Raw genomic sequence first — 21,411 nt, 5'->3', positions numbered from 1 at the left:
GGCGGGCCGCCGCCCCGACCGTCGTCAGCGGCGGGCCCTCCCCCGGTGCGGGGCCTCCCGTGAACGACGCATGAGGTGGACCGCCACCAGGACGAGCGGCCACGCGGTCAGGGTGCAGGTGAGCCAGCCGGGCGTGATGCGACCGACGCCGAGGAAGGACGGCAGGCTGATCGCCCAGCCGGTCGCGGCGGCTGTCAGGAGGGCGTGCGGGAGGGCTGTCTCGGCGGTGTGGCGCGCGGAGTTCGCGGAGGCGCTCATCGGCTGCCCGGCGAGCCCGGTCCAGGCGAGCGTGAGCGCCACCAGTGCGCAGGCGACGGACGCCAGCAACGGCCACAGGGCGGGCAGTTCACCGTGCGTGAGATAGCCGGGCGTCCCGTCGCCCAGCACGCTCAGGGACGCTCCCGCGACCGCGAGGCCCCCGATGGGCAGCGCCACCGCGCGCAGGGTGGCCCCCGTGCCGGCACCCGCGACGGGCAGGGCCTCGGCGAGGGTGTCCTTGGCCATCACGAGGCTGAGCGTGGTGCGGCGCTTCAGCAGGACGACCTGCCGCCACAGCCACTCCGCTCCGGCCCGCACGGTCGCCAGGCACAGGTGCCCGAAGCCGAGCAGGACCCCGGCGGCGAAGGCGGCCGTGCGCAGGAGGACGTCCAGGGTGTGTTCGCCCACGCGCAGACACACGCCGATCAGCCGGGCGGCCAGGTCGTCGGTGCCCGCGGTGTACCGGGTGCGCCCGGGGTGCGCCCAGGTGGGACGTCGTGGCTTGGGCACGGGCCGGGTCAGCTGGTCGACGTGCCGGTCGATGCGTCCGGCGCCTTGGAGGGCTCCGGCAACGAGGGTGGCGAGCAGGGCGCCCGCCAGCGCCGCCGGCACGGCGAGGTCGATCCAGTGCCGGGCCCATCCGGGCACCGGAGTCAGCGAACCGGCGGGCGCGAGGCGCTCGACCGCGCGGAACAGCAGTACGGCGGGCACCGGCGCGAGGGTGGCCGCGATCAAGCCGGCGGCGTGCGTTCCCCGCACCCACCCCCGGCCGGGCGTGATCACGGTCGTCGCGCGCCGCGCCGAGGCCTCGCGCCGGACCCGCGTGGACGCGCCCGTCATCGTCTCGCCCGCGCAGCGGACGGCCACGGCCACCGCGGTGAGCGTGAGCAGCACGGTCGCCGTGATCCGGTTCGTTCCCTGGCTCGTCCAGTGGTGCGCCACGACGAGGACGCAGGTGACCGTCCAGGCGACCGCGGCCGTCCGCCAGGTGACCGCCCAGCGGCGCAGCGGCAGAAGCAGGACGGCCGCCCCCAGCAGAAAACCCAGCACCCATATGGGCAGGGGCGAGCCGAACTGCGCCGTCCACACGAGGCCGGCCACCAGCAGGCGTGGCAGCAACCCCACCGGGTTGAGGGGGTGTTCGGGCTTCCTGACGTTCCGCAGCGGCAGGAACGCCTCGTGCGTACGGCAGTACAGGTCGCTGGGCCGGATCTTGCGGACGTCGCAGTCGAGGGCGGGTCCCTCCGGGGTGGAGCAGCCGTGCGGAGGCGACGGCGTCTCGGCTCCGAGCAGGAGCCACCAGGAGCGGGCGGGTTCCGCCGGGGAGCGCCGGTGCGGTCGCGGGGACGGCGGGTCCTGGGGCGGGCGGGGAGGGGGCGGGGTGCGACGCCCTGAGGCGCGGCCGGTGGTGTCCACTGTCTGGGCTTCCTGGGTGCGGAGTTCATGCGGGATCGGGGTGGCCGGTCGCGGTCGCGGCCGGGGAGTGCGCCGGTCGTGGCGTCGGGTTCAGCGGTGGCGCCATCGGTGCCGGGCCCTGCGGGGCAGGAACCAGGCGAGCAGCCGGAAGCGGTGCCACCAGCCGTACTGGAGCGCGAGGAGGGCGACGACGTACTCGCGCACGGTGAGGACGCGGTGCGCGCCGGGCAGCAGTGCGGTGCGCCAGGCACCGGCGGCCGATCCGAGGAGGAGGTTCGCGGCGGTCAGCTCGTCGTGGCTGTCGCGCAGGACCTCGTCGGTGAGGTTCACGTCATCGGGGTCGTAGCGGTCGCGCAGGAGCCGGTGGCGGTAGCTGAGGATGCCCTGGAGGTCGTTGGTCTCCTGGAACCAGACGGTCGAGACGCGGGCGTGGTCGTCCGTGCGCGGTACGCCGTCCCGGAGCCCGTCGAGGCTGTCGCGCACGTCGTGCAGGGCGCGGAAGTCCACGGGTGCGGGGGCGCGCACGGCCTGGTTCCGGCGGAGCAGGTGACGGGCGAGGGGCCTCAGGTCGGGGGTGCGGTGCATGTGTTCGACGACCCGTCCGAGGGTCTCCTCCAGCGTGTACGCGTACCGGCTGCCCTCCTCGGCCCGTGCGGCGTGTCCGCGCAGGTACCACCAGGCGGGCAGGAGACGTCCCTGCACCCAGAGGGAGGCGCCGATGCGTTCGGCGCGTTCCAGGGCGTGCGGTCCGTCCGAGGGGGCGTCGCGCCACAGGCGGCGCAGGGTGTTCCAGCGGCCCGCTTCCCACAGGATCCGGGAGCGGGCGCCGCGCAGTTCGCGGGGGTCGTCGGTGCCCGTCCTGCCGTCGCGCAGCAGCCGCCGGACCTCCCGGTGCAGGCCGAGCGACCCGTACAGCAGGAAGGTCGCGTGGTCGCGTTCGGTGTCCGTGACGGTGAGCGCGGGTGTGTCCGGGCTGCGCGGTGTCGCGCCGGGCAGGCGTGGCAGTGCCCAGGTGTCGGCCAGCGCGTTCAGCACGTCGGCGGTGGGCGCGCACACCACGTGCACGTCGGCTCCGGCGGCGCGCAGCAGCGTCTGGAGGGGGATGGTGTCGGCGTCGAGGGTGTGGGAGGTGTGTCCCGAGTGCGTGATCCAGAGGACGCGCAGCCCGCTCAGTCCGTCCGGGGCCAGGGCGGCGACGAGCCGGTCCACGTCGAAGTAGTCGCTGCCGCTGTAGCCGTACACCAGCAGGCCCCGGTGGGTGTGCAGGACCTGCTGGAGGCGCTCGGCCTCGTCGTCCGGGAATCCCGAGGCCAGGCGGCCGAGTGTGGCGCCCAGTTCGGCGCCGTCCGGGGAGGCGTGGAAGGAGCCGTGGAAGTGGTGGACCGCCCGGTCCGGCGGCGGGGCCCCGTGGCGTTCCTCGTGGGCCTTCTCCACGCAGGCGTCGAAGTTCGCGGTGACGTGCCGGCCGCCGACGGCGATGTGGTCGGCGGCGAAGGCGTGCAGCCGGTTGGGGGCGGCCTTGCGGACGTCGTCCAGGAGCGCGAACGCCGACGGGACGGTGTCGCCCCGGGCCCGTACGGCGGCTTCCAGCGCGGTCTCCAGTCGCGGGGGCCGGGCGGCGGGCAGCCCTGTCTCCGAGGGGCACGCGCCGTACGCGGTGAGGCCGAGTGCCTGGTGGTACCCCATGACGCGGTCCAGCGCGCCCTTCTCGAAGAAGGCGTCGAAGACCCGCCGGGTCAGCTCGGGTCCGGTGGGCAGGCTCGCGGGCCCCTCGACGGAGGCGCCCGCCCCCGACCAGAGCAGGACCTGGTCCGGGGTCGTGCCGTGCAGGTGGCGCACGGCGGCGGTGACGGCGGGCGGCCTCACCGGGGTACGGCGTCCGGGTCGGGGTCGCTCGCGGGCGGGGCGAGCAGGCCGGGCGGTTCGGGTTCGGCCGCCTCCCAGACGGCGTCGAACCGGCGCAGCCAGTACTCGTACCAGTGCGGGGTCGTCCGCCGGTCCAGTACCAGGTGCATCCGGGTGTTGATCGTGTCGTCGCCGAAGCCGTGGAACTCCACCACCACGGTGCCGTCCGGCCGGTCGCCGTTCACGATCAGCAGGCTGAAGCCGGGGTTGAAGGGCAGCGTGCGCCAGTTGAATCCCTGGTGCCGGTCCAGGCGGCGCAGGGCGCCGAGGGAGCTGTGCAGGGCCGGGCCCAGGTCGAGGTTGTCGTCGAGCTGGACGGCCGCCTGGGCGAGGGCGGGACCGGACGGCTGGAGGACGACGAAGCGGGCGGTGCCGCCGCGCCGCAGGACGAGCCGCCGCAGGTCCTCCGCGCTGGCCAGCACGTTGATGGCGGTGGGCCCGTAGACCCGCAGGTCCTCCGCCCGCTCCAGCAGGTCCCGCAGCGGGCCCAGGTCCTGCCGCTCGCGCAGCACCTCGTCCGGCGAGGCGGGCGCGGGGTCGGGCGGCGCGGCGGTCCGGAACACGAGCAGGGCGAGGGCGGCGACGGTGAAGGCCAGCAGGGTCTGCGTTCCGACGCGGTGGGTCAGCCCGAGCACGACGAGTACGAGGCCGACGGCGAAGAGGGAGTACGCCTCCAGATGCCGGCCCTGCCGTATGTCGTGCAGGACCGGATCGAGCCGTCGGCGCAGGCGGTTCACTCGCGTTTCCTCGTTTCACTGGGGTCCGGTGCGAAGCTGAGGGCCCGACTGAACCGGAGGCGGCGGGCGGCCGGTAAGACGGTTCGCGTATCCGCTTCGGGCGATGCGGTATCCGCGGGACGCGCCCGGTGGCGGCACGTCAGATGTCGGCATGTCAGGGGCCGTACGTCAGGGGCGATGCGTCCCCTGCGGTGCGACGCGGGGCCACGGGCCGTCGCGGAGTCCGGAGGAATCATCCGATTCGGCGCCGAGTCCGCCGAATCGCCGCTACTGTGCGGCCGTTGCACGGGCGGTCGTGCGGGCCACGGGCCCGGAACGGCGGTCCCGGGGGCCACGATCACGGACCGAGGGGGGCCGGGGATGGTGAAGGGTGACGACAGGGCACCGCGGACACCGGCAGGACTGGAGAGGTGCCTGGAGGCGTTGCGCCGGCGCAACGTCCTGGGACCCAAGGCCGTGGCACGTGCCTTGCGGGGCGACGCCGGGGACGGACAGAGCTGGTCGGAGAGCACCGTACGGTCCATGCTGAACGGACACCGGCCGCTGAAGCCGGAGTTCGTCCGCGCACTGGCCCGACTGGCGGACCTGCCCGTCTCGGACGTCTTCGTGGAGCTGGGCTGGCTGCCTGCCGAAGAGGTGTCCGGCCCCGATGTGCTCTCGCTGATCAGGCAGTTGAGGGACGGCGTCGCGGCGGTCGGGCGGATTCCGCGCCAGTGGGAGGCCGCGTGGTTCGACCGTGCCCCGGTGGCCGCGGCGGCCGGTGTGCTGTCCGGCAACCACGGTGCCCGCCGGTTCACCGCGGAGCTGACGGCGGTGCGGTCCGGCGAGGTCTACCCGACGGTCGTCCTCGACGTGGCGGAGTTCCGCCTCCGCCCGGGACAGGACCCCCTCCCCCTCGCCCAGGCGATCGCCCTCGCGGAACGGGAACGCGTCTGGGACACCCTGCCCTCGTTCGACGCCGCCGGGCCGGGTCCGGCGCTCGACTACTGGTCGACGCGGCTGGAGTTGACGGCGCTGGCCCACCGGGCGCTCAGGGAGCGCGGGGAGTACAGCTGGCAGGGCCTGCCCGGCGCCCGGCTGTGGCTGGACGCCCAGGACGGGCATCGTCCGCGCCATCTGCTGGTCCAGGACCGCATCGCGGCGGTGGAGCGGCCGGCACGCGGGGTGGACGGGGCGCTGCCGGGCCCGGCCGTTCCCGCTCTCGTCGTCATCGGCCGACGGCCGTTCGCCGGTGGGGCGGCCTCGCTGCTCGCGGAGGGCCTGGGCATGCAGTACGTGCTGCCCCGCTCCGACGCGGAGGTCACCCCGGACGGTCAGGTCGTCCCGGTGCGCCGGGAGAGGCTCGCGGGGCGCGTCGCGGGGTGGCTGGTGTCCTCCGAGCATCTGAGTGCCCGTCACCGGACGGTGTCGCCCTGGCGGGCCGTCGTGCTGGCTCGCCCCTATGTGTTCGCCGAGCCGGGCCCGGGTGGCGACGACCGGGCTCTGCGGTCCCTGCGGGACGTGCCCGCGCACGTGGTGTTCGTCCGGCCCGCCACGCGGATGCTGGAATGGTGGGCGGCCAGGCAGGCCGACTGCGGCGTGGCCCTGGAGGGCGGGGTGCGCGGCTGGGTGGAGCGGGAGCTGGACCTGTACGCGCGGATCGAGGAGACGCTGCGTGCACGGCCGGGCGACCGTACGCTCCTGGTCCGCGTTCCCGAACCGGATGCCCCGCTACCGGTGGTCGGATGGGGATGGCCGGCCGCCGTGTCCGATCTTCAGCCGCGGCTCGCCTGGACGGTGCTCGACTGGCTCGACCGTACGGTCAACCGCCGGGGGCCGCGGCTCGCGGAGGGCCTGGGTCCGGGGCTGCTGAGGGAGTGGGCGCCCACTCTCCACCGTGACGGCGGGGTGTCCGCTCTCATGGCGTACTGACGGACCACGAGCGGCGGACGCCGAGGTCACCGTCGGTCGTCGGGTTCCTCGGGGTCGCCGCCGGCGCGTACTGTCGGATTCCGCATGGGGTCCTGTCCCTCCTTCCACGAGGACGACGCCTCGTGCTCTCCTGCCGGGTCGGTGGTTCCGCGCCGCACGACGATGGCTCCCCTCGGTGCCGTGCGGCGCGGCCCCCTGTCCGAGGACAGCGGTGGCGGCGGGGCCGGGACACCCTGTTGCCCGATTCCCGTGGCAGCCCGGACAGTTGTCGGACAAGCCCGGACAGCGCAGCCGTCCGCGCACCCGACACTCCCGAGGAGAGCGTGTGTCACAGGGACAGGGCGGACACGGACCGCGCGGCGGAGCGGACCCCGGGAGCGTCTCCTCGGTCACGGAGTTCGCGCACGCGTTGACGACGCTGCGGCAGCGGGCGGGGCTGACCGTGCGTGACGTGGCCCGCGCGGTCCGGCTCGCGCCGAGCACGGTGGGCGACTACTTCTCCGGCCGCCATCTCCCGCCGGTCCGGGCGCCCGAGCTGCTCACCGGCATCCTGCGGACCTGCGGCGTCGAGGACCGCGGCACGCTGGAGGTGTGGCACGAGGCGCTGGTCCGCGTCCGGATGACGCCCGGCCGGCAGCCCGCAGGGGCCCTGCCGCCGTACCGGGGGCTACGGGGCTTCGACGAGGAGCACGCCGAGTGGTTCTTCGGGCGGGAGGAGCTGACCGCCGCCCTGACGCTTCGATTATCCAAGCTGACCGAGGCGGGCGGCGGGCTGCTCGCGGTGGTCGGCCCCTCGGGTTCGGGCAAGTCGTCGCTGCTGCGCACCGGTCTGATCCCCACCGTCCGGGACGGGACGGGACTCCCCGACGCAGGACAGGAGTTCGCACCGCGTCCCGTGGTCCTGATGACCCCGGGCGAGAGACCCGACGAGGAACTCACGGAACGGCTCACGGCGGCAGGGCCCAAACCGCTCGTGGTCATCGACCAGTTCGAGGAACTGTTCACCATCTGCCGCGACGACAGGGCCCGTTCGCGCTTCATCGATCTGCTGACCACCGCGCCCGCCGTGACCGTCATCGGTCTGCGGGCCGACTTCTACCCCAAGGCCCTCCAGCACCCGGCTCTGGCCCAGGCGCTCCAGGACAACCAGGTCGTCATGCGGCCGATGTCCGCGCAGGAGATGCGCCGGGCCGTCACGGGCCCCGCGGGCAAGGCCCGGCTGGACGTGGAGAGCGGCCTGGTCGAGCTGCTGCTGCGGGACCTCGCCCCCCGCACCCCCGACACCTCCCCCGGCAACGGGACGGCCGCGCACGAACCCGGCACGCTGCCCCTGCTGTCGCACGCGCTGCACGCCACGTGGCAGCGGGCGGAGCGGGGCCGCCTCACCGTCGCCGCCTACCGCGCCAGCGGCGGCATCCACGACGCCGTCGCGCGGACCGCTGAAGCGGTCTTCGCCGAACTCTCCGACATCCAGCGGGAGATCGCCCGCCGGATCTTCCTGCGCCTGGTCCATGTCACCGACGACGCGCCGCCGACCCGACGGCGGGTGGCCCGCGGCGAACTCGTGGACGGCACGGGCGGCCCGCGGTCGGCGGAGCCGGTCGCGGTCCTGGCCGCCTGCGTGGAGCAGCGGCTGATCACCGTCGACCGGGACACCGTGGAGATCTCCCACGAGTCGCTGCTGACGGCGTGGCCCCGGCTGCGGGAGTGGATCGACACGGACCGCGTCGGTCTGCGCATCCACCGCAGGCTCACCGAGGCGGCCCGCGGCTGGGAGGAGGCCGACCGCGATCCCGGGCTCCTGCTGCGCGGCACCGCGCTCGCCGTGACCCGTGAGTGGGCCGACGACCAGGCGGGCCGGGCCGCCCTGAACGCGTCGGAACGTGCCTGTCTCCTTGCCTCGACCCGGCACGAGGAGACGGAACAGCGCGTGGCGCGACTGCGCAATCGACGGCTGGTCCAGGCCCTGAGCGCGGCCCTGGCACTGCTCCTGGTCGCCTGCGGACTGTCCCTGTACGCGCGGCACCAGCGCGACCGTGCCGAACTCGCCCGGACGGAGGCCGTGTCGCGCGCTCTGGCGGCCGAGGCCGACCGCATCGGCACCCATGACCTGTCCGTCAGCGCCCAGTTGGCGCTCGCGGCCTATCGCACCGCGTCGACGCAGGAGGCCCGGGCCGCCCTGATGGACTCCTCCGCGGCGCCGACGGCCGCCCGGATCACGGGGTTCACCGGTCTGGTGCAGTCGGTGGCGGTCGACCGTGCGCGCACACTGCTCGCCGCGGGTTCCTCCGACGGCACCGTGCGCCTGTGGAGCATCGCCGACCGGGCCCGGCCCCGGCACCGGGCGACCGTGCGCGTCTCGTCGGAGCTGGCGGTCTTCGCCGTCGCCCTGAGCCCGGACGGACGGACCCTGGTGGCCGGTGGCGGCATGGGGCTGCTGCGCCGCTGGGACGTCGGCGATCCCCGGCAGCCGCGCCCGCTGCCCGCGCTGCGCGGCTCCCCGGACGCCACCGTCTATTCCCTCGCGTTCGCCCCCGACGGCCGCGCTCTCGCCGCCGCGGGCGCTGACCGCACGGTGCGGCTGTGGCCGGACGCGCGGGCCGTGCCGACGGCGGAACCGGCCGTGCTCAAGGGCAGCACCGGCTTTCTGCAGTCGGTCGCCTTCAGCCCCGACGGCACGCTCGTGGCCGCCGCCGGCCTCGACGGACACGCTCGGCTGTGGCGGGCCCGCCGCGGTGGCTCCGTCCGCCCGCTGGCCACGCTCGACGCCTTCGACGAAGCGGCCCTCACCGTGGCGTTCAGCGCGGACGGCCGCCGTCTGGCGGTGGGCAGCCAGGACCGCACCACCCGTGTCTGGGACATCTCCCGGCCCGCCGCCCCGGACCGCGTCCGTGACGCCGGTGACAAGGCCACCAGCTGGATCAACGCCGTCGCGTTCAGCCCCGGCGGCGACACCCTGGCCATCGGCGGCAGCGACGACGCGGTACGGCTGTGGGATCTCGACGCGGGCTACGTCTCCGGTTCGCTGCCCCACCCGGGCGCCGTCACCTCCCTCACCTGGATCGACCGCGAGACGCTCGTGACCGGCTGCGCGGACGGGACCGTCCGGCTGTGGAACCTCCCCTCCCCCGTCCTGACCAGCGCACAGGGCGTCAACGCGCTCGCCTACAGTCCGGACAGCCGCTTCCTGGCCGTCGGCACGCTCGAACTCCAGCTGTGGGACCTGGCCCGTCACCAGCGGATCGGCACCTCGTGGAAGCCGGGCGGCGACACCTTCGTGCAGTCGGTGGCCTTCTCCCCCGGTACGTCCCTGCTGGCCGTCGGCTACGGCAGCGGCAGCGTCCAGCTGTTCTCCGTCGGCTCCGACGGCACCCTGCGGCTGCGCGGTGACCCTTTCCGCGCCTCCGCGACGGGCTCGGTGGAATCCCTCGTCTTCAGCCCGTCCGGTACCTCCCTGGCCACCGGCGCCGACGACGCGACGCTGCGGCTGTGGGACGTGCGCGGGCAGGACCGCCCGGTGGCGCTGCGGACGTTCGAGGGCGCCACGGACGCGGTGCTGTCCGTGGCCTTCAGCCCCGACGGCAGGCATCTGACGGCCGGAAGCATCGACCGGGCGGTGCGGATCTGGGCCGTACGGGGTGCGGGGCGCCGCCCGCTGGTCACCCTCCACGGCCCGACCGGCTACGTGTGGTCCGTCGCCTTCAGCCCCGACGGAAAGCTGCTGGCCGCGGGCAGCGCCGACCGGACCGTCCGGCTGTGGTCCCTGCGGGACCTGCGGCACCCCGTGCGCGTGGGACCCGACCTGACCGGGTTCACGAGCTACGTGTACTCGGTGGCCTTCAGCCCCGACGGCCGGACGCTCGCCGCGGGCAGCACGGACTCCACCGTGTGGCTCTTCGACATCGCCCGTCCCGCCACGCCCGACCTCCAGGCCGTCCTCACGGCGGCCACCGGTCATGTGTACGTGGTCGCCTTCAGCCCGGACGGCCGCACACTCGCCGCCGGGGGCGAGGACCACACCGTACGGCTGTGGAGCACCGACACGGACGTCATCGCCCGACGGCTGTGCGAGGCCCGGGGCGACCCTCTCAGCCAGGCGGAATGGCGCCGGTTCCTGCCGACGTCCCCGCGGGTGGCGCTGTGTGCGTGAGGGGTGGGACGCACAGCCAGGGCCCTTCCCGAGTCTCTCCGTGATCACCGCGGGGGACGTCCCGGCGTTCGCCGGCCGGGACGTCCCCGCAGCGCCGCGTCAGGGCGCCCGGACCGCCTCCGCCGGCGGCAGGCGGAGTGCGCGGCGGGTGGGCAGTTCCACCGTGAGGAACGACGTCAGCCCGATCACGACGGCCGCCAGCGGCAGCAGCCAGGCCGGTCCGGCGGGCCAGGGGCGGTCGAGGAGGCCGAGGCCGAGGAGGGCCAGGGGCGGGACGGACAGGAGCGCTCCCGCGGCCACGGCGGTGAGGGCGGTGACCGCGGCCTCGCGGCGCATCATCGCGCGGACCTGGCGCGGGGTGGTGCCGACCAGGCGCAGGGCGGCGATCTCGGTGCGGCGCTGGGCGGTGGCGGCGACGAGCTTGTTGGCGATGGACAGGAGCAGGTAGCCGAGGAGGACCACGACGACGGCGAGGTTGATCCAGACCTCCGGCGGGGTCCGCGTGCCGTCGGTGGCGCCGGGCGCGGTGTCGGTCAGTACCAGGCCGGAGCGGGCGGCGGTGAGGTCGGACAGCCGTCGGGCGGTCGCGGAGGTGCCGTCGGTGCGGATCAGCAGGCTCTGCGCGGCGGTGTCGGTGGTGGTGTGGCCCGCGGCGAGGTCGGCGGAGAGGATCACCGGGCCGAAGCCGAGGGCGCGGGTGTAGGTGGCGACGACCCGGGCGGTGACCTGTGCGCCGTCGCCGAGTACGAGCCGTATCCCGCTGCCCGGCCGGGCCTCGCGCCGGCGGGCGGTCTCGGCGCTGACGGCGACCGTGGCCCCGGTCAGCCGGTCCAGGGAGCCCTCCTCGACTCCGGGGGCGAGGACGTCCGCCGCGTCCGGTCCGAGGACCGTCGCCGAGGACGACTCCGTCTCCGTCTCGCCGAGCAGCCGGTACCGCCACACCACGGTGGTCGTCCCGACCGGTTCGGCCGCGCGTACGCCGTCCACGTCCCGGACGGCGGACGCCGTGCCCTCGGGGAGCCCGCCCAGCGCGGGGGCGGTCAGCCGGTACTGGGCGAGGGTGCCGGAGCGGGTGTCGTCGTCGGTGGCGGCGAGCAGGGTGGTCTGGGCGAGGACATAGGTCAGCGTGAAGACCACGGCCATGGCCAGCGGGCTGATCACCCCGGCCAGGCGGATCGCGTACGCCCGGACGTTCGCCAGGGCCAGCCACGTCGGCGCCTTGGTGCCGGGCCCCAGGGTTCGGGTGGCCGCGCCGGCCAGCGCGCGGACCAGCACGGGGCCCACCAGGGCGAAGCCGATCGCGGCCACGATCCCGGCCATCGAGGTGACGGAAGCGGCGAGTTGGGTGCGGGCGAGGAGCGGCGCGGCGGACAGGCCGCACGCCGCGACGATCAGCAGCACGCCGGTGAGGGTGCGGCCCGGGGAGGGGGTGCGGGGTTCGCTGCGGGACTCGGCGACGGCCTCGGTGGCCGGCATCCGGGAGGTGCGCCAGGCCGCGGCCCGCGCCGAGAGCTGCACGGTGCCCGTGATGAGCAGGACCGTCGCCAGTGCCGGGAGGGGGCTGAGGGTGAGGGGCAGTGCGTCGGGCAGGACGCCGTGGTCGACGAGGAGGTCGCGGAAGCCGTCGGCGAGGAGGTGGCCGAGCAGGATGCCCGGTGGCAGGACGAGTGCGGCGACCACGGTCGACTGGGCGGCGGCGAGCCGTCGTATCTGGCGGGGCGTCGCCGCGACGGCCCGCATCAGGGCGAGTTCGCGGCGCTGGCCGGCCACCGCGAGGCCCAGTGCGCCCGCCGTGACGAACCCGGTGATGAGCAGGACGATCCCGCCCAGTGATCCGGCCAGCAGCACCAGCAGGGACTGTGCGGAGCCCACGCCCGGTTCGACGGCCTCGCCGCGGTCGGCGCCGGTGAGGACGCGCAGTCCGGTGCCCGCGACCTGGTCGCGGACGGCCGCGGCGAGCGAGGCCCGGGCTCCGGGTTCGGCGGTGACGCCGATGAGGTCGACGGTGCCGGCCCGGGGGCCGTGGCCCGGAGCGCGGCCCGCGAGCCGCGCGGCCGTCGTGTCGGCGAGGTAGATCCCGGCGTCGGGGGCGTCGACGGTCGCGGTGACCCGGTAGTCGGCGGCGGGCCGGCCGTCGAGGACCGCGCGGACGCCGTCCCCGGCACGCAGTGCGGTGGCGGCCGGCACGGCGATCTCGTCGGCGGCCTCGGGGGCCCTGCCGTGGACGACCGCGTCGGGGAGCAGTCGCGCGGAGGACCAGCCGTGTCCGGTGCCGGCGGGATCGGTGGTGGTCGCGAGGGGGCGGCCGGAGGCGTCGACCAGGGCCGCCGGGAAGGCGATGTCCCCCACCGCCCCTGCCGCGCCCGGCAGTTGGGCGAGCCGCGCCACGAGTCGGGACGGGACCGTGGCGCGTTCCGGGAGGGCGATCGCCAGGTCGCCTTCGGGGTGGTACTCCTGGTCGGCGGCGACCACGATGTCGGCGCCGCCGAGACGCCCGGGCGGCAGCGAGGAGCGCAGGCCGGACTCGGCGAGGATGCCCGTGGTGGTGATGAGCGCGGCGCCGCCGAGGACGGCGCAGGCGACGGCGAGGAACGTGGCGATCCGGTGCCGGGCCATGTGAAGGGCGAGGTGCAGCATCGTCTACCGCTCCCCCAACGCGACCAGCCGGTCGGCGAGTTGCGGAGCCGTGGGGGAGGTGAGGGACTCCACGACCCGCCCGTCGGCCATCACCAGCGCCTGGTGGGCGCGGGCCGCGGCGGCCGGGTCGTGGGTGACCATGACGACGGTCTGGCCGAGGTCGTCCACGAGGTCGCGCAGCAGGTCGAGTACCTGGTGCGCGCTGCGCAGGTCCAGCGCGCCGGTCGGTTCGTCGGCGAAGACGACCGCGGGCCGGGTCACCAACGCCCGCACCACTGCGGCGCGTTGCTGCTGGCCGCCGGAGAGCTCCGCGGGGCGGTGGCGGAGCCGGTCGGCGAGCCCGACCCGTGCGACGAGGGTGTGCAGCCACTCCCGGTCGGGCCTGCGGCCGGCCAGCCGTAGCGGCAGGGTGATGTTGTCCTCGACGCTGAGCGACGGGATGAGGTTGTACGCCTGGAACACGAACCCGACGCGCTCGCGGCGCAGTTCGGTACGGCGGGCCTCGTTCATCCCGGCGATCTCGTGCCCGTCGATGCGGACGCTGCCCTCGGTGGGCGCGTCGAGACCGGCCGCGCAGTGCATCAGGGTGCTCTTGCCCGAGCCCGAGGGGCCCATGACGGCGAGGAACGTGCCGTGGGCGACGGTCAGCGAGACGTCGTCGAGGGCGCGGACGCCGCCCGCGTACGTCTTGGTCAGACCGGTGAGGGCGATGGCCGGGGCCTTGCGTGCCGTGTCCAGTGACACGAGGCCGCTCATCGCCGACCGCGCAGGGCGCGCACGACGAGCGCGGTCGCGGCGGCGAGGGTGACGGCGCCGCAGGCCAGGTTGGCGGCGACGGGCACATCGCCGTACGACAGGACCGTGTTGGCGACGGCGCCGAGCACGACCACGGCCCACAGCAGCGTCCGGGTGAGCGCGGCGCGGCTGACGCCGTCGGGGGCGTCGCCCGCGGGGGCGTCGCTCAGACGGTAGGGGTCGGTGTGCGGCATGTGGCTGCCTGCCCTTCTGCGGTGTCGTGGCGGGTGGCTGGGACGTCACCGACGCTAGGTGGCGCCGCCCGGGCCGGCCGATCCCGCAGTCCGCCCGGTCGGTGGTACAGCAGGCTGTACCTCGCCCTTCCCGGCCCCTGGCTGCCCTCGGGCCCGCGCACCGTCCTAGGGTCGGTGCGTGACGGAGGAGAGTGGATGACGACCCCGACCACGCGAACCGCGGAATCCGGTACGGACGCCGGGCCGGCCGGCTTCAAGGAGAGCGCCGCACGGACGGCGCGCGCTGCGGGCGAGGCCGTCGGGCAGCTCGTCGGCGGGCTCGGCACGGCCGCACCGGCGTTCGTGCTGCTGCTGTGGACGGTGCTGTCGGCGCTCACCGCGCCGCTCGGCGTGGGTCTGCTGCTGGCCCTGCCGCTGCCGCGTGCCCTGCACGCCCTGGCCGCCCGGGAACGCGGGCGGCTCGCCCGGCACGGCGTGCGGGTCGTCGCCCCCGAACCGCCGCCCGTCCGGCTGCGCCCCGCGCTGGCCGACCCCACCACCCGGGGCGAGCTGCGCTGGCTGCTCCGGCACGGCACCCTCGGCCTGCTGCTGGGCATGCTCGGCTGGTACCTGCCGCTGTCCGCGTTCCGGGACTCGGTGTTCCCGCTGGTGTGGCCGTTCATGCCGGCGAGCGCCACCAGTACGTCGCTGGGGTTCGGCGTGGCCCACACCTGGCCGGAGGCCGCCGCCGTGACCCTGCTCGGCCTCGGCTGGATCGCCGTCGTCCTCGGTCTGTTCCCCGCCCTGGCCCGCCTCCAGTCGTCCCCCGCGCGACGGAACCTCGCGGCCGGTCCGGGAACGGACCTGTCGCTGCGCATCGCCGAGCTGACGGCCACCCGGGCCGCCGCGCTGGACGCCCACGCGACCGAACTGCGGCGCATCGAAAGGTCGTTGCACGACGGTACGCAGAACCGCATCGTCACCGTCGCCGTGCTGATCGGTGCCGCCCGGCGCCAGGCGGCCCGTGACCCGGACGCGGCGGGAGAGCTGCTGGAGCGTGCCCAGCAGGCCGCCGAGCAGGCCCTCGCGGAACTGCGTGCCGTCTCGCGCAGCATCCTGCCGCCGGTCCTGGCCGACCACGGTCTGGCGGGTGCCCTGTCCGGTCTCGCCGCGGGCTGCGCGGTGCCGTGCAGCGTCGACGTCGACGTGCCCGAGCGGTGCGCCGCCTCCGTCGAGGCGACCGCCTACTTCGCCGTCGCCGAGGCACTCACCAACATCGCCAAGCACAGCGGTGCGTCGCGGGCCGTCGTCACGGTGCGCGGCACGGGCGGCCGGCTGCGGCTGCGCGTCGAGGACGACGGCCGAGGCGCGGCCGACGAGAACGGCGGGTCCGGCCTGGCGGGCATCCGACGCCGGGTCGCGGCGCATGACGGTACCCTCACGGTGGCCAGCCCGCCGGGCGGCCCGACAGTCCTTGAGGTGGATCTCCCATGCGGATCGTGATAGCCGAGGACGACCCGTTGCTGAGAGAGGGAGTCGCCCTGCTGCTGCGGGCCGAGTCCCTCGACGTGGTCGCCACGGCCGGTACCCCCGACGGCGTCCTGGACGCGATCGACGAGCACAAGCCCGACGTCGCCATCCTCGACGTACGCATGCCGCCCACCCACACCGACGAGGGAATCCGCGCCGCCGTGGAGGCCCGGCGGCGGCAGCCCGGACTCGCGGTGCTGGTGCTGTCCGCCTACGTCGAGCAGTCCTTCGCCACCGAACTGCTCACCGGCGGTGTCACCGGTCTCGGCTATCTGCTGAAGGAACGGGTCGGCCGGGTCGAGGAGTTCCTCGACGCGCTGTACCGGGTCGCGGCGGGTGGCACCGCCCTCGATCCCGAGGTGGTCGCGCAGCTCTTCACGCGTTCCCGCCAGGACACCCGTCTCGAACGGCTCACGCCCCGCGAACGCGACGTGCTCGCGCTGATGGCGGAGGGGCTCGGCAACACCGTGATCGCCGAACGGCTCGTCGTCACCGACGGAGCGGTGCACAAGCACATCCGGTCCATCTTCGCCAAGCTCGACCTGTCGCCCGCCGACCGGGTCGACCGGCGGGTCGCGGCGGTCCTGCACTACCTGGAGGACTCCCGCCGCCGAACCTGAGGGTGGGGTGCGGGAGGTGGGCGGTACGACCTGCCGCACCGCCGCTCGGGGCGAGCGAGTCGGTCGGCTCCGCCTGCCGGACCACCGCTCGACGTAGGGGAGTTGGACGGTACAGCCTGCTGCACCACCGGTCGGGGTGCGCACGGCAATGATCCGCGAGCCGTCGGCTGGTGTGCTGGGCGCATCACATCAGCCCCCTCGCGAAGGGACGTCCCCGTGACCGTCCACACTCCCGCCGGCACCGTCGCCCAGCCACCGGCGGACGACCCCGGCCGCCTGCGCGGCAGTGTCCGCCGCCGACCGCTGACCTGGTTCTTCCTGCTCGCCATGGTGCTGAGCTGGGTGGCGTGGACCCCGTACATCCTGTCGGAGAACGGGCTCGGGGTGTGGCACCACACCTTCCCGGCCGCGCTCGGCACCTCGCAGCTCCTGGGCGTCCTGCCCGGCGCCTATCTCGGCCCGATCGGCGGGGCGTTCCTCGTCACCGCCCTCGCCGACGGACGCGCCGGCCTGCGCGCCTGGGGACGCCGGTTCCTCAAGTGGCGGGTGAGCTGGCGCTGGTACGCCGGGACGATCGTCGCCGTACCGGTCCTGCTGACCGTCGCGTCGGCCGCGCTCGCCGACCGGGACCCGGTCTGGCCCTCCCCTCTCGTGCTGGCCGCGCTGGTGCCCGGCCTGATCCTGCAGATGGTCACCACCGGCCTGGCCGAGGAACCCGGCTGGCGGGACTTCGCCATGCCGCGCCTCCAGCGGCGGTACGGCCCGGTGGGCGCGAGCCTCGTCGTCGGACCGCTGTGGGGTGTCTGGCACCTGCCGCTGTTCCTGACGGAATGGGGCGGCTGGCCGGACGTGCCGCCGACGCTGCCGCTGGAGTTCTGCGCCACGACGGTGACCTTCAGTTTCGTGCTGACCTGGGTGTTCAACCGCACCGGTGAGAGCCTGCCGCTGGCGATGCTGGCCCACACCGGTGTCAACAACTTCTTCTCCGTCGCCTGGACGGACATGTTTCCCACGCTCGACCAGCAGGACTCGATCCGCGCGTTCCTCCTCGCCTCGACCGTGGTCGCCGGTGTGCTGCTGGTGGCCACCCGGGGCCGTCTGGGCTGCCCACCGGCGCGGGTCCTCAGCCCCTGACTTCGAACGCCCGGTGGAAGAGGCCGTCCAGCGAGGGCTCGGTCCAGAACGCGTTGTCGCAGAAGCCGATCGACCCGTTGTAGGCGACGATGTAGCCGTGGTCACCGACGTGGAAGGTGATTCCGTCCTCCCAGTGCTCGACGTTGGTGACCTGGACGGTCGACGCGCCGTCGTCGGTGTACCAGTGGTCGACCTCGAAGGTGATCCGGTCCCCCCGCACGGAGGTGACCGTGCCCTCGAAGGCCGCGGTGGGTTCCGTCGCCCGGTCGCGCAGTCGTTCGAGGGTGGGGCCCGCGCACCTGCCTTCGCCGCTCTCCCCCGCGGCCTTGAGCACGAGCGCGCTCGGGGCGGCGTCCCGCGACCCCACCGCGCCCCAGGCGATACCGCCCGCCGCCACGACGAGGGCCGCCGCCACGAGGGCCGTCCGGCGTCGGGGCCGGCGGGAGCGCGAGGGAACCGTGCGGTTCTCGGTGCCGCCGGTCACAGCCTCGCCGGTCATGGTGTCGAGCGTCATGGTGGCCTCCATCAGCCGCTGGGGATCGGGGGGAGGAGTCACCGAGGCGGCTACGGGATCGGCGTTCTTCAGCCGGGCGAGCAGGTCCTCGTCGTTCATCGGTCGCTCCTTCCGTGTCCTTCACCCGGCATCTGTCCGGCCATCTCGGCGTTCTTTCGCTCCAGCATCGCGGCGAGCTTCTTCTTCGCCCGGTGCAGTCGGATGCTGACGGCGTTCGGGGTCGTCCCCATCGCCTCGGCTATCTCACGCGGCGCCAGCTCCTCCCAGGCCCACAGCAGCAGCACCTCCCGATCGAGAGGACTCAACTTCCTCAGCGCGTGGTCGAGTTCACCGTCACCGGACTCCGCGGCCCCCGGCCACGAGGCCGCGGGCCGCGCCACCCGGGTCAGCCGGTCCACCAGCCGCTGCCGACGCCCCTCGGCCCGGCGCGCGTTGGCGAGGCACCCGCGGGCGACTCCGTAGCACCACGGCAGCACCCCGGCGGGATCGACGGGCCGGCCCGCGCCGAGCTCGGGCACGTCCTCCAGTCGCCGCCACAACACGACCATCGTCTCCGCGAGGACGTCGTCGACCGAACCGGGATCCGTCCGCCGGCTCAGATACCGGTGCAGCGGCACGGCCACCACACCCACCAACGCCTCGAACAGAGCCTCCCGGTCCCGGGACCGCCCACGCTCCAACAAGAACTCCATACCCCCCTCTTGTCCGCCACCGCCCGCTTCCTTTCACCCGAGGGACGGTGATCGGCGACCCACCCGAGGGATGGTGATCGGCGACTCCAACTCCCGCCGCCCCAGGGCGACATCACCCCCCGACGCGAGGGGCGTCCATCAGTCCTGCGGGTCGCTGCTCCTCGTCGGGTCGTGGCGGTCCCGGTCCAGCTCCTGCTGCTTCGCCCACTCGCGGTAGTCGGCGGCACCGGCGTACGGGAGCCCGGAGTCACTGTATTTGTCACGGATGTTGGTCAGGTGAGTCGCCACCGTGCTGCGGGCGATGCCCAGTCGGCGTCCGACGGTCTCCTGCTTGGTCCCGTCGCCGATCAGCCGCAGCACCTGGCTCTCCGTCGGCGTCAGACGGGGCCGTTCGGGCCGGTCGTCCTGGGAGAGCCAGAAGGCGTGCTCGGGTGTCGTGGGGCGTTCTCCGCGGTCGAGGGCATCGATGATGTCGACGAGTTTGGCGAGGTTGTGGGCACGGCTGGTGAGGTAGGCGGACGCCCCGGCCTCGGTGGTCTCGATGATCCACTTCTTGTCCGGTACGACGGTCACGATGACGACCTTGTGTCCGGCCCGGATCAGGGCCCGCACGTTGTCTGCCGGGAGGGTCCCGTCGCCGAGGTGCAGGTCGAGGGTCACGATCCTGGGCGGGAGGCCGCGCGCGAGGAACTCGGCGACCGAGGCCGCGCTGGCTGTCATCCGTATGCCGCTCTTCACCTCGAACCACAGGGCCTTGCTCTCCAGGCCCATCAGGTCGTCGTCGATGGCTCCGATGTCGATCAGCCGGCCCATGTCATCTCCACTGTGGTTCCCTCACCGGGTGCGCTGTCGATGTCGACGGCGCCGCCGAGTTCGGTGATGCGTTTGATCGAGCGAGTGGTCCCGAGTCCCGGGGACCGGTTCGCGACGTCGAATCCGACGCCCTGGTCGATGACGGCGACCCGCACACCGCCTCGCTCGGTGGTGGCCGCCGTCACGCACACTTCGTCGGTCCGCGCGTACTTGACGACGTTGGTGAGCGCTTCCCGCGCTCCCTTCGTCAGGGCCTCCACGACGTCCGCCGGCAGATCCGAGGGGAGCGTGTCGATCCTGCTCTCCACACCGCCCCCGATGAGTTCCTGGGCCGGGTGGTCACGGATCATCCGGGCCAGGGCCGTGGCGAGTTCGGCGCGGTCGCCGTTGGTGCGGCTGGTGGTCAGAACGCGGAGGAAGTCCGCCTCCCGCTGGGCCAGCCACCGGTTCTTCCGTTCCGGATACCGGCCGGAGGCGATCATGTCGAGCGTCGCCTGGACGGAGTCGTGGAACTCCAGCGCCTGCTCCGCGCGCTCCTTCGAGCGAGCGGCCTGATGCTCGGCCCGCACCGCGCGATCGGTCGCGCTGTCAGCGGCGTGGGCCGCCCGGAGGAGCAGTCTGCCCGTGAGTCCGGCGACCCCGGCGAAGACGGTCATCATCGTGGCGTTGGAGATCAGTTCCTGACCGTTGGCCGTACCCAACGCGGGCCACGCGCCCGCGATCCACGACGAGACGACGACGGCCACCGCGGGGAAGCGGTGACGCCCGCCGTAGATGGCCGCCGTGACGGTGACGCCGCACAACGGCGGGATCACCCAGTTGGTGATCGAGGCCGCGTCGGCCGGCGGATAACTCCGGCTCACCACCACCGCGTAGAGGACGGCCAGCGCCACGTCCGCCGCGATCCAGCGTGACGACAGGAAGCGGCGCCGGATCCCCACACCGAACATGACCGCCGCGAACAGCGCGGCCACGACGTAACCGCCCACGATCACACCGGTGTGGCGGTCCGGGAGGGTCCTCATCGGGAGCACCGCGAGCCAGAGCAGGAACTGAGCGCCCCTCAGCGCGGCCAGGGCACGGACGAGCATGCGATGGGTCCGATCTTGTGCGCTCTCCAGTGGAGCGGCCTGCGGTTTCATGTGCTCCACCGTGACAGGCCGGACCGTCTCCCCGGTATCCCCTCTTCGTCCATCCCCCGGCAGGCCATGGCCCCTTCTCCATCCGCCGACCGACGATGTCGCGGCGCGGGACGAGTCCGTAGCGTCGGGTCAACGGCCGCCTGCCGACGACGAGTCGAGGACGGCTTCGACACACACGTGCCGAGAGAAGAAGGGACGGAGCGCTCGCCATGACCAGCATCCAGACCCCGCTCACACCTCCTGGCCCCAGCCGGACCGTCAAGGTCATGGCGCTCGTCATCGCGTTCCTGTGCGGTGCCGTCGCCGCCCTTACGGCGTTCACGCTCAGCCGCCACCTCGACGCGACCGGCCTCGAAGCCGTCACCTACGCCGGGGTCAGCTTCCTCGGCGTGACGAGCCTCGCCGTGGCCGTCCAGGAAAAGCTCGGGCTTCTCTGAACGGCATGAAAGGTGCAGCGGCATGGCGAGGTCGCGAAAGAATCAAACCGACTTACTGTGACAAACGTGACGACGTTCGACTACCCCGCCTCTCTCCTGGAACTCCAGCAGCAGCTGACCGCCGCACAGGTCGAGCTGCGCGCCGTACTGGCGGACCTGCCGTACTCGGTGGAGCCGATGGAAGCCTGGACCCGCGAGGGCTACTGGCTCGCCCAGCCCCGCACCTACGCGGCATCGCCCGGCTGGACACAGGAGGAGCGGGATCAGGTCGCCGCACTGCGCGAGCGCGAGCGTGAGCTGGCCGCCGCGATCATCCAGCATCCGTTCTGGGCCGAGGTCGCCGCGCCGGACCGCACCGATGCCCGGTCCGGCCTCAAGCACGCGGCCTCCGACCGGAACGGCGGGGACCAGGCGGCGGCCTGACCGTTCTGAATCTCGGCCATCCCCCTCGGCCCCGCCGGTGCCATGCTCACCGGCTGAGCCGGGTGGGGGAAAGGGTGTCCCTCAGAAGAGGTCAGACGAGAAGCGGGAACGTTTCCGTCCTTTG

Annotated in this window: 17 protein-coding genes; 7 read left to right on the top strand and 10 right to left on the bottom strand. The window is 74.0% G+C overall.

Annotation, left to right across the window (positions count from 1 at the left end; translation table 11 throughout):
* Nucleotides 1–24: 24 nt before the first annotated feature.
* From ACIPSE_RS12065 to ACIPSE_RS12055, 3 genes are all read right to left on the bottom strand, one after another.
* Nucleotides 25–1,674, bottom strand: a complete 1,650-nt coding sequence (locus ACIPSE_RS12065; protein ID WP_401660917.1) for a hypothetical protein — start codon at nucleotides 1,672–1,674, stop codon at nucleotides 25–27.
* 90 nt (nucleotides 1,675–1,764) lie between these two features.
* Entirely contained in the window at nucleotides 1,765–3,540 is a 1,776-nt protein-coding gene (locus tag ACIPSE_RS12060; protein WP_401660914.1) for a hypothetical protein, read from the bottom strand.
* Entirely contained in the window at nucleotides 3,537–4,316 is a 780-nt protein-coding gene (locus ACIPSE_RS12055; RefSeq protein WP_401660911.1) for a hypothetical protein, read from the bottom strand. The genes ACIPSE_RS12060 and ACIPSE_RS12055 overlap by 4 nt, the downstream gene beginning before the upstream one ends.
* Nucleotides 4,317–4,838: 522 nt before the next feature.
* On the opposite strand from ACIPSE_RS12055, the gene ACIPSE_RS12050 reads away from it, so the two are divergent.
* Together ACIPSE_RS12050 and ACIPSE_RS12045 are read left to right on the top strand one after the other, a co-directional pair.
* Complete coding sequence (locus ACIPSE_RS12050) at nucleotides 4,839–6,227, top strand: hypothetical protein (RefSeq protein ID WP_401660908.1); 1,389 nt, start codon at nucleotides 4,839–4,841, stop codon at nucleotides 6,225–6,227.
* A gap of 325 nt (nucleotides 6,228–6,552) precedes the next feature.
* Nucleotides 6,553–10,377: a helix-turn-helix domain-containing protein gene (locus ACIPSE_RS12045; RefSeq protein ID WP_401660905.1), complete on the top strand. Its 3,825-nt coding sequence runs from the start codon at nucleotides 6,553–6,555 to the stop codon at nucleotides 10,375–10,377.
* Nucleotides 10,378–10,476: 99 nt separating this feature from the next.
* Here the strand turns inward: ACIPSE_RS12045 and ACIPSE_RS12040 are convergent, their stop codons facing one another.
* Genes ACIPSE_RS12040 through ACIPSE_RS12030 form a run of 3 tightly spaced genes read right to left on the bottom strand, consistent with a single transcriptional unit; the run spans nucleotide 10,477 to nucleotide 14,003 of the window.
* Entirely contained in the window at nucleotides 10,477–13,014 is a 2,538-nt protein-coding gene (locus tag ACIPSE_RS12040; RefSeq protein WP_401660902.1) for an FtsX-like permease family protein, read from the bottom strand.
* Nucleotides 13,015–13,017: 3 nt separating this feature from the next.
* Nucleotides 13,018–13,770 carry an ABC transporter ATP-binding protein gene (locus ACIPSE_RS12035; protein ID WP_401660900.1) on the bottom strand — a complete coding sequence of 251 codons (753 nt, stop codon included), beginning with the start codon at nucleotides 13,768–13,770 and terminating at the stop codon, nucleotides 13,018–13,020.
* Entirely contained in the window at nucleotides 13,767–14,003 is a 237-nt protein-coding gene (locus ACIPSE_RS12030; RefSeq protein ID WP_401660897.1) for a hypothetical protein, read from the bottom strand. Before ACIPSE_RS12030 ends, ACIPSE_RS12035 begins: the two co-directional genes overlap by 4 nt.
* A gap of 195 nt (nucleotides 14,004–14,198) precedes the next feature.
* Here ACIPSE_RS12030 and ACIPSE_RS12025 point away from each other — a divergent pair, with 195 nt between their 5' ends.
* The 3 genes from ACIPSE_RS12025 (at nucleotide 14,199) to ACIPSE_RS12015 (ending at nucleotide 17,266) form a co-directional block, all read left to right on the top strand.
* Nucleotides 14,199–15,485 carry a sensor histidine kinase gene (locus ACIPSE_RS12025; RefSeq protein WP_401660894.1) on the top strand — a complete coding sequence of 429 codons (1,287 nt, stop codon included), beginning with the start codon at nucleotides 14,199–14,201 and terminating at the stop codon, nucleotides 15,483–15,485.
* The gene (locus ACIPSE_RS12020) at nucleotides 15,473–16,132 is read left to right on the top strand and encodes a response regulator (RefSeq protein ID WP_401660891.1); all 660 of its coding nucleotides are present in this window, start codon (nucleotides 15,473–15,475) and stop codon (nucleotides 16,130–16,132) included. The genes ACIPSE_RS12025 and ACIPSE_RS12020 overlap by 13 nt, the downstream gene beginning before the upstream one ends.
* 216 nt (nucleotides 16,133–16,348) lie before the next feature.
* Nucleotides 16,349–17,266: a CPBP family intramembrane glutamic endopeptidase gene (locus tag ACIPSE_RS12015; RefSeq protein ID WP_401660888.1), complete on the top strand. Its 918-nt coding sequence runs from the start codon at nucleotides 16,349–16,351 to the stop codon at nucleotides 17,264–17,266.
* Here the strand turns inward: ACIPSE_RS12015 and ACIPSE_RS12010 are convergent.
* The 4 genes from ACIPSE_RS12010 to ACIPSE_RS11995 form a co-directional block, all read right to left on the bottom strand.
* Entirely contained in the window at nucleotides 17,256–17,879 is a 624-nt protein-coding gene (locus ACIPSE_RS12010; protein ID WP_401660885.1) for a hypothetical protein, read from the bottom strand. The two genes, ACIPSE_RS12015 and ACIPSE_RS12010, sit on opposite strands and share 11 nt — an antisense overlap.
* On the bottom strand, nucleotides 17,876–18,472 hold the full coding sequence (locus ACIPSE_RS12005) for an RNA polymerase sigma factor (RefSeq protein ID WP_401660883.1): 597 nt from the start codon (nucleotides 18,470–18,472) through the stop codon (nucleotides 17,876–17,878). The genes ACIPSE_RS12010 and ACIPSE_RS12005 overlap by 4 nt, the downstream gene beginning before the upstream one ends.
* A 138-nt stretch (nucleotides 18,473–18,610) precedes the next feature.
* Nucleotides 18,611–19,285, bottom strand: a complete 675-nt coding sequence (locus tag ACIPSE_RS12000) for a LuxR C-terminal-related transcriptional regulator (RefSeq protein WP_401660880.1) — start codon at nucleotides 19,283–19,285, stop codon at nucleotides 18,611–18,613.
* Nucleotides 19,273–20,376: a sensor histidine kinase gene (locus tag ACIPSE_RS11995; RefSeq protein WP_401660877.1), complete on the bottom strand. Its 1,104-nt coding sequence runs from the start codon at nucleotides 20,374–20,376 to the stop codon at nucleotides 19,273–19,275. The genes ACIPSE_RS12000 and ACIPSE_RS11995 overlap by 13 nt, the downstream gene beginning before the upstream one ends.
* Before the next feature lie 260 nt (nucleotides 20,377–20,636).
* On the opposite strand from ACIPSE_RS11995, the gene ACIPSE_RS11990 reads away from it, so the two are divergent.
* Both ACIPSE_RS11990 and ACIPSE_RS11985 read left to right on the top strand, forming a co-directional pair.
* Nucleotides 20,637–20,864, top strand: a complete 228-nt coding sequence (locus ACIPSE_RS11990) for a hypothetical protein (RefSeq protein ID WP_401660875.1) — start codon at nucleotides 20,637–20,639, stop codon at nucleotides 20,862–20,864.
* 66 nt (nucleotides 20,865–20,930) lie between these two features.
* Nucleotides 20,931–21,287 carry a nucleic acid-binding protein gene (locus ACIPSE_RS11985; protein ID WP_401660872.1) on the top strand — a complete coding sequence of 119 codons (357 nt, stop codon included), beginning with the start codon at nucleotides 20,931–20,933 and terminating at the stop codon, nucleotides 21,285–21,287.
* Nucleotides 21,288–21,411: the final 124 nt, after the last annotated feature.

The sequence above is a fragment of the Streptomyces sp. NPDC090106 genome, from assembly GCF_044747265.1.
In the GTDB taxonomy this organism is placed as follows: domain Bacteria; phylum Actinomycetota; class Actinomycetes; order Streptomycetales; family Streptomycetaceae; genus Streptomyces.
Note: the sequence above shows the minus strand (reverse complement) of the source record. Positions and strands in the feature narration are given on the sequence as shown.